Origin of the sequence: Trabulsiella odontotermitis (assembly GCF_001188485.1) — a bacterium.
Lineage (GTDB): Bacteria > Pseudomonadota > Gammaproteobacteria > Enterobacterales > Enterobacteriaceae > Trabulsiella > Trabulsiella odontotermitis_A.
This window is the reverse complement of the sequence record NZ_JNGH01000103.1, coordinates 59553-71528: the sequence shown is the minus strand read 5'-3', so window position 1 is coordinate 71528 and position 11976 is coordinate 59553. Positions and strand designations below refer to the sequence as shown.

Annotated in this window: 11 protein-coding genes and 4 pseudogenes; 1 reads left to right on the top strand and 14 read right to left on the bottom strand. The window is 56.9% G+C overall.

The window, feature by feature from the left end:
• From GM30_RS17025 to GM30_RS17005, 5 genes and pseudogenes are all read right to left on the bottom strand, one after another.
• Positions 1-487, bottom strand: a pseudogene (locus GM30_RS17025) (heme lyase NrfEFG subunit NrfF); the annotation flags it as partial.
• A gap of 17 nt (positions 488-504) precedes the next feature.
• On the bottom strand, positions 505-1461 hold the full coding sequence (nrfD, locus tag GM30_RS17020) for a cytochrome c nitrite reductase subunit NrfD (RefSeq protein ID WP_049849590.1): 957 nt from the start codon (positions 1459-1461) through the stop codon (positions 505-507).
• Complete coding sequence (gene nrfC, locus GM30_RS17015; RefSeq protein WP_049849589.1) at positions 1458-2129, bottom strand: cytochrome c nitrite reductase Fe-S protein; 672 nt, start codon at positions 2127-2129, stop codon at positions 1458-1460. The genes nrfD and nrfC overlap by 4 nt, the downstream gene beginning before the upstream one ends.
• The gene (gene nrfB / locus GM30_RS17010; RefSeq protein WP_049849588.1) at positions 2126-2692 is read right to left on the bottom strand and encodes a cytochrome c nitrite reductase pentaheme subunit; all 567 of its coding nucleotides are present in this window, start codon (positions 2690-2692) and stop codon (positions 2126-2128) included. Before nrfB ends, nrfC begins: the two co-directional genes overlap by 4 nt.
• Before the next feature lie 46 nt (positions 2693-2738).
• Positions 2739-4032: pseudogene (locus GM30_RS17005) on the bottom strand (cytochrome c nitrite reductase).
• A 504-nt stretch (positions 4033-4536) separates the two neighbouring features.
• Between GM30_RS17005 and narP the strand changes: the two are divergent.
• Positions 4537-5184 (top strand): nitrate/nitrite response regulator protein NarP, encoded by a 648-nt coding sequence (gene narP / locus GM30_RS17000; protein WP_049849587.1) that lies wholly within the window; start codon positions 4537-4539, stop codon positions 5182-5184.
• An 18-nt stretch (positions 5185-5202) separates the two neighbouring features.
• On the opposite strand, the pseudogene GM30_RS16995 reads toward narP, so the two are convergent.
• The 9 genes and pseudogenes from GM30_RS16995 to napC form a co-directional block, all read right to left on the bottom strand.
• Positions 5203-6205, bottom strand: a pseudogene (locus GM30_RS16995) (cytochrome c-type biogenesis protein CcmH).
• A complete protein-coding gene (gene dsbE, locus GM30_RS16990; RefSeq protein ID WP_049849586.1) occupies positions 6202-6759 on the bottom strand; it encodes a thiol:disulfide interchange protein DsbE in 558 nt (185 codons plus the stop codon). Before dsbE ends, GM30_RS16995 begins: the two are co-directional and overlap by 4 nt.
• A complete protein-coding gene (locus tag GM30_RS16985; RefSeq protein ID WP_049849585.1) occupies positions 6749-8671 on the bottom strand; it encodes a heme lyase CcmF/NrfE family subunit in 1923 nt (640 codons plus the stop codon). The genes dsbE and GM30_RS16985 overlap by 11 nt, the downstream gene beginning before the upstream one ends.
• A complete protein-coding gene (gene ccmE, locus GM30_RS16980) occupies positions 8668-9147 on the bottom strand; it encodes a cytochrome c maturation protein CcmE (RefSeq protein ID WP_049849584.1) in 480 nt (159 codons plus the stop codon). Before ccmE ends, GM30_RS16985 begins: the two co-directional genes overlap by 4 nt.
• On the bottom strand, positions 9144-9356 hold the full coding sequence (gene ccmD / locus GM30_RS16975) for a heme exporter protein CcmD (RefSeq protein WP_155484002.1): 213 nt from the start codon (positions 9354-9356) through the stop codon (positions 9144-9146). The genes ccmE and ccmD overlap by 4 nt, the downstream gene beginning before the upstream one ends.
• Positions 9353-10090, bottom strand: coding sequence for a heme ABC transporter permease (locus tag GM30_RS16970; RefSeq protein WP_049849583.1), 738 nt, complete (start codon positions 10088-10090; stop codon positions 9353-9355). Before GM30_RS16970 ends, ccmD begins: the two co-directional genes overlap by 4 nt.
• 28 nt (positions 10091-10118) lie before the next feature.
• A pseudogene (gene ccmB / locus GM30_RS16965) lies at positions 10119-10755 on the bottom strand (heme exporter protein CcmB).
• On the bottom strand, positions 10752-11366 hold the full coding sequence (gene ccmA, locus GM30_RS16960) for a cytochrome c biogenesis heme-transporting ATPase CcmA (RefSeq protein ID WP_049849582.1): 615 nt from the start codon (positions 11364-11366) through the stop codon (positions 10752-10754). Before ccmA ends, ccmB begins: the two are co-directional and overlap by 4 nt.
• A 3-nt stretch (positions 11367-11369) precedes the next feature.
• Positions 11370-11972, bottom strand: a complete 603-nt coding sequence (gene napC, locus GM30_RS16955) for a cytochrome c-type protein NapC (RefSeq protein WP_049849581.1) — start codon at positions 11970-11972, stop codon at positions 11370-11372.
• Positions 11973-11976 lie beyond the last annotated feature (4 nt).

The following is an 11976-nucleotide window of genomic DNA, read 5'->3' as shown; positions in this document are numbered from 1 at the left end:
GGTCGCGCCCTTCCACCGCAGGCGGGAACAGGCGAACGAAAGGATCGGACCAGATAACAACAAACAGCAACAGCAGCGCGGTCAGCGCTGACAGGAGGGTCAGCGTCCACGCAAACAGCGGGTCGGTTTGTTGCCGGTAGCGCCAGGCAAACAGTGCGCTCCAGCCGGAAAGGAAGAAAATCCACAGCAGCAGGGAGCCTTCATGACCGCCCCATACGGCGGCGATTTTGAGCCCCAGAGGCAACGAACGGTGGCTATGTTGAGCAACATAGACCACCGTGAAGTTATCGCTGATGAAACTCTGAATCAGTATGGCAAACGCCAGCAGCAGGAAAATAAACTGGATCCACACACCGCCAACCGCCAGGCGAGTGATACTCCGCCAGCGCAGGCGAACGCCCGTAAGCGTCGCCAGCGGGGTCAGCAGGCTGGCCCCGAGGCTAAGCAGTAATGCCAGAAAACCCGCTTCGGGTACAAACAGTTCCAGAAATCACCTTGCCGGGCTTACGCCACTGTTAACTGTCCTGCATACAGAATGAAGAAGCGCAACAGCAGGACGCCAGTGAGACTGGCCCCGCTGACCACGATTGCGCCAACAAACGCAGAATCGCGCGTTGCCCACCGCTTCAGCAGCAACGGCACCGCCAGGCCAATACCCGCCACGCCAATCCAGAACCACCACGTCCAGAACCCGCCGCCCAGTGCCGCAACCAGCGCGCGCATTTTGCCGTCATCGCCCAGCGCCAGCCCGACGAAAAACGCCACCAGCAGGAAGACTTCCAGCCAGAACACCGGTTTTTCAACGCGATGAATAAAGTGGACTTCCGTACTGTGCGGGTTATCGCGGTGACGAAACGCCATCGCAATCAACGCCACGGCAGCACCCGATGAGATACCGGAAAAGAGAAACAGCACCGGCAGCACCGGGTTATTCAGGAACGGATAGGACTTCAGTGCCGACAGCAGAAAACCGGTGTAAGCGCCGAGCAGCACAGCCAGCACCAGCATGAGTGTTTCCAGCGGCCGTTGAATGACCGTCAGCATTTTCAGTACTTTTTCGACGAACGTCAGACGCGGCAGATACTTACGTTGCAGCGCGAGGGTCTCGTTTTCGAAAATTTCCGCCAGCCACAGGATCAACACCACCATGTAGACCTGGAACAGCAGTACCCCCATCGACATAACCGACGTCAGGCTGTAGTTGAACATCAGTTTCCAGAATGTCCATGGCCGCGCCAGATGGAAGATGAGGATCACCAGACCCAGAATAATGGTGACGGGCGCGACGAACAGCGTGGTGCGCATCAGCGAACTTTCTGCGGTTCCCTCTGCAGGGTGAAAACGGCGCAGCAGCACAGCCAGTGTCACCAGCCCTGCGGAAATACCTATCAGGAACAGGTAAATCGCAATCGGCCAGTCCCAGACCAGCGACTCAAAATGGAAAGCAGAAGCGGGGGTCATTGGCTCACCTCTCCATATTTAAAAGGGATGCGATAGACTTTCGGCTTCGTTCCCAACGCCAGCTTGAAGCGGTAGGTCGCTTTTTGCTGCAACAGGCGAGAGATCTCGCTGTTGGGATCGTCCAGATTGCCAAAGGTGAGCGCTTTTGTCGGGCAGGATTCCACACAGGCAGGCAGTTTTCCCTGTCTGAGGTTGGTCTTCCGGCAAAAATCGCATTTATCCGCCGTTTTGCTTTCCGGGTGGATAAAGCGAACGCGGTACGGACACGCGGCGATACAGTACTGGCAACCCACGCAAAGGTCTGGATTCACGTCCACAATACCATTTGCCGCATCGCGGTAAGAGGCGCCGGTCGGGCACACCTCAACGCAAGGTGCAGCGTCGCAGTGCTGGCACGAATGGCGGAAAAACCGGTATTTCACGTCCGGGAATTCGCCAATCGGCTCGCTGCGAATGATGGTAAGCCGTGAGACGCCTTCCGGGACCTTATTCACCTCCCGGCAGGCATCCATGCACGCGGTACAGCCGATGCACAACGACTCGTCGTGGATCATGCCGTAACGCACTCCGTTAATATTCAGCGTTTTAGCCACAATCTGCCCCGCCGCCCCGCTGATCGCAATCAGCGCGCCCATACGGGTGATTAGCTGGCGACGTGAGCAACTCATGGGTGCTCCTTAAACAGGGGCACTGACGCCGGGTTAAAGTGCGGATTGGTACGCTGATCGCTGTGGCAATCTACGCACAATTTAATTCGCCCTTTATCGTCCAACGCCCGCATCTTATCCTGCTGTGGATGCAATTGGTGGCAACTGGCGCAGGCCACTTTTGTCTCGTGGACATCATGAGGCCAGAACGCTTTCTGTAACTGTTCCGGTAAATGGCAGGACATACAGACGCTATTCTGCTGTTCTACCGTATACATCGGATCGTTGAAACGCATGACGTCTTTCACACCTTCACGGTGCTGCGGCGACGGCTTACCGTGACAGTTGGTGCAGGTTACGGGCAATTTATTACCCGGGTTAATCGCCGAGGCATGTTTGCCGTGCAAACCTTCAGTATCAGGTTTGTGGCAGTCAAGGCATGCGGCATCCGGATTGCGCTGCTGGGTCACCGTCCAGCGCTGGTCGGGATCCTGTGGCGCTGGCGTTTCGGACATCCCGGAAAGGCTCCATAACAGGCCTGACGCCAGCACCCCGGCAGTTAATAACGAACGTAGTACGCTCATATTCACTCCATTGATCAATCCGCCCCGCGAGGGGCGGAGATGGGGGTTATTGGCTTAACAGACCGTTTTTACGCGCCTGCTCATCCCATTGCGGAACAACCGTTTTCAGGAAGTCCTCTTTTTCGGCTTTGATTTGCTGCATGTTCAGACCAATCGCTGCCTGTGCTTTCGCTTTGGTGGAGATATCCGGTACCGGAATTTCATGGGTGATACCCATGCTCGCCAGCAGACGAACCAGTTTGGTACGGGCATCGGCGGCTTTATCCAGCGCGCCACCGAGCATGCGCAGACCCTCTTCCGGGGCGTGCATGTGAATGCCGTGAGAGGCGATAGCCAGGTCCCAGCGCCATTGCGCATGACGGATGTCCATCAGAATTGGCTTCATGTCTTCTTCTTTCGCGCCCGCATCCCATGCGGCTTTCGCTTCGAAGTGCGCACGAACAATCTGATCTTCAACCTTCAGCTTCAGCACACGAATCGCCTCTTTACGCTCGGCGACGATGTTCTGCAGTGTGGCTTTGTCCTGGGTATGGCAATTCACGCAGGTCTGCTCGAAGGAATCAAACGGATTGCCGATCTTGTGGCTGGTGTACATTTTGCCTTCGGCGTTCTGCACTTTCGGCATGTGACAGTCGATACAGGTCACGTTGTTTTTGCCGTGGATGCCACCGGCCCAGGTTTCATATTCCGGGTGCTGCGCTTTCAGCATCGGGGTTTTTGACAGCGGGTTGACCCAGTCAGCAAAGGTGATGGCGTCGTAGTACTTCTCCATATCCTCCACTTTCATGCCGTTGTCCCACGGGAATTTCACCGCTTTGTTCGGGCCATCGAAGTGGTACTCAACGTGACACTGACCGCACACCATGGCTTGCTGATCGAAACGGCTGGCTTTATCGAACGGCTTGCCGATGGTTTCCATCGCACGCGCGGCATACGGGGAGGGGGGGAGCCACATCCGGGCTTTTACAGCTCCAGCAGGCCATCGGCAGCGGACCGTCTTCTGCGTTTTTCGGTGCACCGGTACGCAGCGTTTCACGTACGTCGGTGACCGCGTACGCATGGCCGCGGGGTTTGTTGTAATCGCGTGAGAAGGGGTACCCCGCCCAGAGAATGACCAGACGCGGATCTTCAGCCAGTGCGTCGACGCGGTCTGACTGCTCGCTGGTTGCCTTCCAGGACTGGTACTGGTCAGGGTTTTTAGAGGCGAAGGTTTCGTTCTTTGCCTCAATGGGTGCAGATTTCGCGGGTACCGCCGTCGGTTCAGCATTGGCACTAAAGATAAAGCAGAGAGGGAGAATCAAGCTGAAAATTCGGCGTGCGCTTATTTTTATCCTTGCCATAGGGNAGATGGTGCCACCCTGTTATACGGCGGCTCTGTTATTTTTTCTTCCATGACAGTAACCGCACAAAAAACCGTCATGACATTGCTCATTTCTATATGTAACAAAAAACCACAACAATAATGTTGTTTTTACTCAAATGTAAATGTATGCGAAATACACCTTTAGGGTTAGATCGCCGGGTGAAATCAATAAACCCGCAAACCCTTTGTTGGTACGGCGCATAAATTTAACCTAACACTTTGTTATTAAAGAAATTATGCATTTATGTATTTTGAGCGGTGATACGAGGTGGGAGAACCCCGGAAAGGACCCAGACAATATTTCTATGAATTCTTATTTTTGCGACATAGCATTAACATTGAGCCCTTTTCTCTTATTGACCCTGGATTAATTAAGGTAATATTTGCTCTTCTCGCGCTGGTGCGAAATCTGGAAAATCACACACGCAATAACAATAATGAGTAATACCCCTGGGGTACTTTTATGGCCATGGAGTCTGTTATGCCTGCAACCACCTCCTTTCAGGTGATGATTGTGGACGACCATCCCCTCATGAGACGAGGGATTCGTCAGTTGCTGGAACTTGATAGTGTCTTTAACGTCGTTGCTGAGGCGGGCGATGGTCAGACGGCCATTGAGCTGGCTAACCAGAACGACCTCGACCTGATCCTGCTCGACCTCAATATGGGGCAAATGAGCGGGCTGGATACGCTCAGAGCGCTGCGCCGCGATGGCGTCACAGCGCGGATCGTCATACTCACCGTTTCCGACGCGGCCAGCGATATCTACGCGATGATTGATGCGGGTGCGGATGGTTACTTACTGAAAGACGGCGAGCCGGAAGAGCTGCTGGAATCCATACGCGAAAGCGCCAACGGCGGTGATGCGTTCAGTGAGCGGGTGTTCGCTTACCTTCAGGAGCGCGAAGCCTCCGGCACGTCAAACGATCCGTTTAGCGTATTGACCGAACGTGAACTGGATGTGTTACATGAACTGGCGCGCGGCCTGTCGAACAAGCAGATTGCTTCCGTGCTGGATATCTCCGAACAGACAGTGAAAGTGCACATCCGCAATCTGCTGCGCAAACTTAATGTGCGTTCAAGAGTTGCCGCGACGATCCTGTTCCTGCAAACGCGCGGCATTCAGTAACGCTTCCCCTGGCCGCGTTTAGCTGCCACCCCGCTGCTGCATCGCCTGTGCAATGCTGCGCTCAATGATAGCGCGGCGCTGATCGCCCTCAGGCAACAGTTTCAGCATCAGTTGCCATGACGAAATCGCTTCATCATACCGCTGCTCTTCAAAGGCATTAAAGGCATACAGGCTGAGTACCCGCACGTCAGCGTGATTCTTTTTCACCAGCTCGCGCAGCAGCTCGCCGCCACGGCGGTTGTCGTTGCTGTCCGGTGAACGAATCAACACCTGCGCGTAACCCACGGCCACTTCGCTGTTGGTTGGCGCGAGTGCATAGGCGCGGCCCCAGGCATCCGTCGCGGTGCTGGCGTTATCCAGCACCATCCCGATGCGCCCCAGCATCATCCAGCCATCAACATCGTTGGGATGGTTTTGCAGACGCGTTCGCAGACCCAGTCCCAGGCGCGACATCTCTTCGATATCCAGCGCTTTGGCGTTTTGATCAAGCACGCGAGCCATCAGATCACTGGTCTGTGCGGCCGCCATGTGCCAGACGCGCACTTTCTCATAGCCGCCGACCTGGTAGTAGCTCCAGNAGCCACAGATTCAGCGGCGCGGCGGCTGTCGGTGGCGGTACCACATCGTCCTTCGCCTTCAACACCCGACGCCGCGTACGGGCAACAATCACCCAGCCGCCTGCCAGCACCGCGACCGCCGGGATCAACCACAGCAACACCGTCAGCGGGGTGAGTGGCGGATCGTAGGTCACAAAATGGCCGTAACGCGCCACCATGTAATCGATCACTTCCTGCTTGCTCTTCCCTTCCTGCATCAGTTCATAAACCTTCTGACGCATGTCAACGGAGATCATGGAATTGGAATCAGCGATGCTGTTGTTCTGGCATTTCGGGCAGCGCAGTTCGGCGGTTAGTTCCCGGAACTGTTGCTCCTGCGCCTCATCGCGAAACGTCATGACGTCGGTGGCGGCAAAGGTCACAGAGGAGAACATCACCAGCAGGCTGAACAGTAACGTTCTCATGATTTCGCCTCCTGACTGTAGCGATCCCACAGCGGTTTCACTTCCTCTTCCCAGACTTTGCTGTTCATATCCCCGGCATGGCGGTAACGAATAATCCCTTTGCCATCAATAAGAAAGGTTTCCGGTGCGCCGTAGACGCCGAGATCCAGCCCCAACATGCCGTTGCCATCAAACAGGCTTAGCGCATACGGATTGCCCAGCTCTTTCAGCCAGGTCATTGCTTTTGCGCGGTCATCTTTGTAATTCATGCCCACTACGCGCACACCCTGCGCGGCAAGCTGATTAAGATATTGATGTTCAGCGCGGCAGGTCGGACACCAGGTCGCCCAGACGTTCAACAGCACCGGTTTCCCCTGCGTGAGCACCGCCGCGTCATACACTTTCCCCGGCTCGTCGAGCGATTCCAGGCGAAACGCCGGTACCGGTTTGCCAATCAGCGCTGATTCGAGATTCGTCGGCGTATCGCCCTCGGCGTTACGCGCCAGTTGCCACAGCAGCGCGGCGGCAATCGCCAGGAAAATGAAAAAAGGAATCAGCAGAACATTACGCTTCATGTGGCCTCCTGCGATAACGCGGGTCGAACAGACAGCACAGGCCACCTAACGACATCAGAATGCCGCCCGCCCAGATCCAGCGGATAAACGGCTTGTAATAAAGGCGAACCGCCCACGCACCGTTATCCAGTTCTTCACCCAACGCGGCATACAGGTCGCGCGTTACGCCGCCGTCAATCGCCGCTTCCGTCATCATCATGCTGCTGGTGTTATAAAAGCGTTTTTCAGCATGCAGCGTCGCCTCCGGCTTGCCGTTGCGGGTGACGTCAATGATCCCCGCGCCGCCGCGCCAGTTTGGGCCGTTGCGCTCTTCCACCTGACGGAAGATAAAGCGGTAGTTGTGGATGTCCACCGAGTCGCCCGCTTTCATGCGCACGTCACGCTCCACGCTGTAGTTCTGACTGAAGGCGATACCCACGACGGTCACCGCCAGGCCGATATGCCCCAGCACCATGCCCCAGTAGCTGGCGGTGAGTTTGTTGCCCTTCTTCAGGCGCAGGGCGACTTCCGCGATCACCAGCACCAGCACCCAGACCGCCATCGCCAGCCCGGCCACGGTCATCGCCATAATGTGGTCCTGTAACAGCAGCGGCAGCAGCAATGACAGCACCAGCGTGGAAACCAGCGCCAGCAGGAACCGCTTTTTGTGTCTGCCGGGGCGATCGCGGCCCCAGCGGATCAGCGGGCCAATGCCCAGCAGCAGCGCAAACGGCGCCATCAGGGCGCTGAACAGCGTATTAAAAAACGGTTCGCCGATAGAAATACTGCCCAGCCCGAGTTGCTTGTGCACCAGCGGCAGCAGCGTGCCCAACAGCACCACCAGCATGGCGGCGACCAGCAGCACGTTATTGGCGAGCAGCAACGATTCGCGCGACCACAGCGCGTTGTTGACGCGTGACCGCACGCGATGCCCTCGCACCGCGAACAGCAGTAATGAGCCGCCGATCACCAGCACCATGAAGGCCAGAATGAACATGCCGCGCGCGGGATCGGAAGCAAAAGCGTGAACGGATACCAGCACCCCGGAACGCACGAGGAACGTGCCGAGCAGACACAGCGAAAACGCGGTGATCGCCAGCAACAGCGTCCAGGCTTTAAAGCTGGCACGCTGCTCGGTGACCGCCAGCGAGTGCATCAGCGCGGTGCCCACCAGCCACGGCATAAACGAGGCGTTTTCGACCGGGTCCCAGAACCACCAGCCGCCCCAGCCCAGCTCGTAATAGGCCCAGGCCGAGCCCAGCACGATGCCCAGCGTCAGGAAAATCCACGCCGCCAGCGTCCACGGCCGGGAAAAACGGGCGTACACGCTGTCGAGACGACCGCTCAGCAGCGAGGCGATAGCAAACGCAAACGCCACCGAGAAACCGACGTAGCCCATATAAAGCAACGGCGGATGGAAAATCAGCCCCGGATCCTGCAACAACGGGTTAAGATCGCGCCCTTCTATCGGGAAGTCCGGCAGGGTGCGATTAAACGGGTTAGAGGTGAAGAGAATGAACACCAGAAAACCGACGCTGACCATGCCCATCACTGCCAGCACGCGGGCGACGATATCGAGCGGAATTCTGCGGCTGAAGATTGCCACCGCGAACGTCCAGCCGCTCATCAGCAACACCCATAACAGCAGCGAGCCTTCATGCGCGCCCCAGGTCGCCGCCACACGGTACCAGACCGGCAGTTGCGTATTGGAGTTGCTGGCGACGTAAAGGACGGTGAAATCATTGACCACAAAGGCGTGGATCAGTATGGCAAACGCGCCGCTGACCACAATAAATAACAGCCAGGCGAGTGGTCGCGCCATCGCCATCAGACGCGTGTCCCCTCTTGCTACGCCCAGTAACGGATAACCGGAGAGCAACAGCGCCACGCCGAGCGCCAGGCACAGCAACGCATTGCCGACTTCAGGCATCATGAGGCGTTTTCCTTGTAGAAACTGGCAGGACGACGATGGTTTTCCTGCATCGCTTTTTCTACTTCCGGCGGCGTGTAGTTTTCGTCATGCTTCGCCAGCACTTCTTTCGCCACCACGCTGTCGCCTTTTTGCAGTTCGCCCTGCACCACCACGCCCTGACCTTCACGGAACAGATCCGGCAGAATACCTTCGTAGCTGACGTTGATTTCCGCTTCCGCGTCATACACGGTGAAGGTCACTTTCAGCGAACCCGGATCGCGCTTAACGCTGCCCGGCATCACCATGCCGCCAACCCGCAGGCGCTGGCCCACTTCCGGCAACTGATGCGTTTCGCGTTTGCCGTAGACGATTTCGCCCGGCGTGTAGAAAAGGTCAATATTCGAACGCAGGGCGTAAAGCACCAGCGTTGCCGTCAACGCTAAACCCGCCAGTACGGCGACCGCTAACCACAGACGGTTTTTACGACGAATATTCATGCCAGTTCCTTCTGCATCTTCGCGGCACGCATGCGCGCTTCCCTTTCCTGCTGTTTCTGCAGCCCACGCAGAATGGCGCGATGCTGCACCCAGCTATGGAAGCAAATGGCCAGCAGGGGAAAAACGGTAAAACAGACGGCCAGCCAGACGTAAAAGCCGTAACCGCCCATGGCAAAAAAATCAGACCAGGATGCAAATGCGCTGTTCACGAGCGACCTCGCTTAGCGATAAGTTCGCTGACCCACGGGCGACGGCGCTCCTGCAGCAAAATCAGGGTGCGCATCCGCATCAGGGTAAGGGTGACAAAAAGAAGCAGGAAACCCACGATTGACCAGCGCAGCGGCGTGCGCATCAACGGGGAGATACTTTGCTGCATGCGGGTGGAGCCCTGATGCAGCGTGTTCCACCACTCCACGGAGTAGTGGATAATCGGCAGATTGACGACGCCAATCAGCACCAGAATTCCGACCGCGCGCCCGGCAATCTTGCGATCCTCAAAGGCGTACCACAGCGCGATGGCGCCGACGTAGAGAAACAGCAGCACCAGTTCCGAGGTCAGGCGAGCGTCCCATACCCACCAGGTGCCCCACATGGGTTTACCCCAGGTGGAACCGGTCACCAGCGCGATAAAGGTAAACACTGCGCCAACCGGTGCCATCGCGGCGACGGCAAGGTTGGCCATTTTCATCTGCCAGACCAGACCGATAAACGCCGCCATTGCCATTGAGGCGTAAATCCCCATGGACCAGATCGCCGCCGGTACGTGCAGATAAATAATGCGGTAACTTTGCCCCTGCTGATAATCCGAGGGCGCGAAACCGAATCCCCAGATCCAGCCAGTCAGCAGAACCAGCAGGCTGGCAATGCCGAACCATGGAATCAGCCTGCTGCAGAGTCGATAAAGCCGGGGCGGTATCGCCAGTTGATGAAGTTGTTTCCACATAGTTGTCACCAAATCCTTTCGCATCCAGTTACTGCATGCTGATGCGTAGCGCTGCTGCAGTCACAAAGGGACTTAACGTTGCGCTGCCTGCCAGCAGCGCACCAAGTATTGCCAGATAGCCGTCAACCGGCAGATGCATCGTCGCGGCGTCAATCGCCGCTGTAGCAAAAATCAGCAGTGGGATGGTTAATGGCAACACCAGCACACTGAGCAACACGCCACCACGCTTGATTCCCACCGTCAGCCCGACGCCTGGCGCACCGAGAAAACCAAGCGTCGGTGTGCCCAACAGCAGCGTCAGCGCCATCACCTGCCAGGTGTGAAAATCCATGCCCATCAGCAAGGCCGCTAACGGCGAGAGGACAATCAGCGGCAGCCCGGTCACCACCCAATGCGCCAGNTAACGGCAGCGGCAGCAGCATCAGCTGTTCGAGGCTGCCGTCCTGCAGGTCATCGCGGAACAGACGCTCCAGCGCCAGCAGCGACGCAAGCAGCGCAGCGACCCAAATCACGCCCGGGGTAATGCGCACCAGCAGTTGCGGTTCGGGCCCAATGCCCAACGGAAACAGCGTGATAACGATTAAGAAGAACCATAACGGATTTGCGATATCCGCACTGTGACGAAACGCTACCCGTAGCTCAAGTCGGAAAATTTGCCACATCATGCCGCCCCTTCTGTGAGGGAGACACGACGCAATTTATCGTCGCCGACGTTCAGCGGCTGATGGGTGGTGAGGATCACCATCCCGCCCTGCTCCGTATGGGCGCTCATCTGCGCGGTCAGGTGTTCGACACCGTTGACATCAATGGCGGTAAACGGCTCATCGAGGATCCACAGCGGGGCGCGGCTCAGCCACAGGCGTGACAGCGCGACGCGGCGCTGCTGGCCCGCAGAAAGCTGATTAACGGGGATATCTTCAAAACCGGCCAGCCCCGCCTGCGCCAGGGCGGCAAAACAGGCCTGAAGCGAGCTGTCATGGTGGAAAAAACGTAAATTCTCAAGCGCGGTCAGCCGGGCTTTGATACCCGGCTGATGACCTATCCATAGCAGTTGTTGGTGGAACACATCCCGTTGTCGGGAGACTGGCGTTCCTTGCCAGCGCACCTCACCGTCATCGGGACGCGACAGCCCGGTCAGCAGGCGCAGCAATGTCGTTTTGCCCGCGCCGTTACCGCCGGTGATTTGAACCCACTCACCTGCGTTGACCTCAAACGACAGGTCGCTAAACAGCACCCGGTCGTCCCTTTCGCAGTACAACGTTACCACTTCAAGCATGGGTTAAAATCCATTCTTCACGTCACGCATGTCCGGCAGTTTGTGTGCAATACCCTTATGACAATCGATACAGGTTTGCCCGTCTTTCACTGCCTGATCGTGCATCTTCGCCGCCACGCCTTTCTGCATCGTGAGATCCATGAATTCGAAATTGTGACAGTTCCGGCACTCTTGTGAGTTGTTGTTTTTCATTCGACGCCATTCGTTCTGCGCCATCGAGAGGCGATGGTCTTCAAACTTCTGGGGCGTGTCAATCAGGCCCATCACTTTTCCGTAAAGTTCTTTACTTGCCTGGATCTTGCGCAACATTTTGGGGCCCCATTCGTGAGGAACGTGGCAATCCGGGCAAGTAGCACGCACGCCGCTGCGGTTGTTGTAATGCACCGTTTCCATGTATTCCTGGTAAACGGTATTACGCATTTCGTGGCAGCTAATGCAGAACTCTTCACGGTTGGACATTTCCATGCCGGTGTTGAATCCACCCCAGAAAATGATCCCGGCGATAAACCCTGTCAGTAGCAGCGTTCCCAGCGCCAGACGGCTTGGTCGCCGCCACCATTGCCAGAGGCGTCGAATGATTCCCGGTTTACGGTTCGATGTTTCCATAGCA